Here is a 2,199-nt window from a genome sequence, read left to right on the forward strand (position 1 = left end):
ACCATATGCTTTATTAGCTAATAATTTATCGAGCCGCATTATACATGTCCTTGTAGTAACTCAACATGAGCCGTATCATTGAGCAAATTCAAAATATTATGATCATATTCGCCCATACCATTATAGAAAATACGGTTAATAGCCGTATTACCTTGGCTAAAATTCCAACAATGACTAATAGAAATATCTAATAATTTACATAAAAGAGTTCGAATTGTACCGCCATGACAAGCAATGAGAAGCGTTTCCTCATCATCATTAGCGTTAATAAACTCCTCTAGCCCTGCCCACGCACGATCTTGTAAATCTTTAAAACTTTCACCATTAGGTACCTTAACTAGATGAGGTCGTAAATACATTTCATCGATTAAGCCAGGCCAACGTGCTTCAATATCGGAAAACAGCATAGCCTCCCAATCACCAAAATTTAATTCCCGTAAACGTTTATCTATTGTAATTGGTGTTGTACGGTCACCACGAATAACTTCAGCAGTAACTAAAGCACGACTTAAATCACTAGATAGTATACGATCAAACTTTACATCTTTTAGAGCTTGACCACATGCTTTTGCTTGGTTTAAACCATTTTCATTGAGTGGAACATCGGTAATACCTTGGTATTTCCCCATTTTATTCCAATCGGTTTCACCGTGACGCACAATATATAATGTCTTCATAATCTTCCTATACTTTCAAAATATCTGTTAGTTTTTCAATCAATCTAACATTATTATCATGATCTTTAATGGCAACGCGAACCCATTGGTTATTTAAGCCCATATAGGAATCACAATTGCGAACGATCATATTATGTTTATTTAGAGCTTCATTAATTGAATCTGCCGTCACGCCTTCTTGTTCTATATGGAACAAAATAAAGTTAGCTGAAGGTTGATACACAGTAATACCAGAAATAGCATCTAATGCGTTATACATATAGTTTTGCTCTTCACTTAATAATTGTTTTGTACGCTTAACATACTCAACATCGTTTAAAGCAGATTCTGTATATGCTTGTGCTAAGGTATTAACGGACCAGGTAGGAATATATGTATTTAATTGGTCAATGATTTCAGGATTACTGAAGACCGCTCCAATTCGTAACCCTGGAACAGCATAGAATTTTGTAAAGGAATGAACGACGATGATATTATCGAACTCATTTACTAAAGAGCGCATAGAGTGTTCATTATCTTGTAGTGTATCATTCCCTACAAAGTCGATAAAGGACTCGTCAATAACAAGTAAGCTATTAGCATCTTTGAGCATACTTGCAACAGTACGAATATGATTTTTATCAAGTAATGTACCATCAGGATTATTTGGATTCCCTGAAAATACGATAATTCGTCCATCTTGTCCTTTTAATTCAGCGGCAAAGGTTTCGAGTGCTAAATAAGGAACCTCAAAATATGGCTTACCATTGTCATCTTCTCGTGGTCGATAGTAAATATCGCGTACAGGAATTTGACTAGCCTCTAATGCTTCTTTATATTCCGAGAAGCCTGGCGCTGGTACAAATGCACCTGTATAACCAGGTAAACGGCATATTGCATATAATAGCTCTGCCGCCCCATTACCAACTGCAATTTGATCTTTGTTCATACCATAAGTATCAGCAATGGCATTTAATACATCGTCATTTGTAGCATCTGGATAATGTGAAATATAACGCAATTGAGCCTCTAACGCAGACAAACCTCGTTGACAAGGACCTAGTGGATTGATATTTGCACTAAAATCAATAACCTCATAAGGTTCAATTCGTTGTTCATGGGCAAATTGAAAGATATTGCCCCCATGTATGTTAGACATTCTATTCTCTTTCTATAAAACACGTTACCGTTTAATATAAGTTAGTCCTTCATTCGTAGTTTCTACTGTATCTACGTAGGACAATTGTGGCAATTTACGGATAATTTCATTTTTACAATCATCAATACGTCCATAATCAACAGGAAATAATAATCCCATAATAGTACCGCTATGAGCGATGATTGTACCAACACTATTATAGTAATTACCTATATCGTGAAAATCATATAAATTCGGCTTATACAAGATTCGCTGATTGCCAAAGGCACTTAATGTAGCCGCTTGACCTATGAGCTTAATATCATGAGTCATAAGACCATGTTTAAACAAATCTAGAGACTCTCGTATAATCGATTCTTTTTCTAATATTTTACTTTGTAAATC

2 protein-coding genes and 1 pseudogene are annotated in these 2,199 nt (G+C 35.4%); all 3 read right to left on the reverse strand.

Translation table 11 applies throughout. The features are described from left to right. Nucleotides 1-38 precede the first annotated feature (38 nt). Nucleotides 39-677, reverse strand: coding sequence for an alpha-ribazole phosphatase (gene cobC / locus Q0F90_RS08915; RefSeq protein ID WP_296004886.1), 639 nt, complete (start codon nucleotides 675-677; stop codon nucleotides 39-41). Nucleotides 678-684: 7 nt separating this feature from the next. Further along, nucleotides 685-1,815: a histidinol-phosphate transaminase gene (locus tag Q0F90_RS08920; RefSeq protein ID WP_296004888.1), complete on the reverse strand. Its 1,131-nt coding sequence runs from the start codon at nucleotides 1,813-1,815 to the stop codon at nucleotides 685-687. Between the two features lie 24 nt (nucleotides 1,816-1,839). Further along, nucleotides 1,840-2,199, reverse strand: a pseudogene (locus Q0F90_RS08925) (GHMP kinase); the annotation flags it as partial.

It is taken from the genome of uncultured Veillonella sp., from assembly GCF_934190855.1.
Lineage (GTDB): Bacteria > Bacillota > Negativicutes > Veillonellales > Veillonellaceae > Veillonella.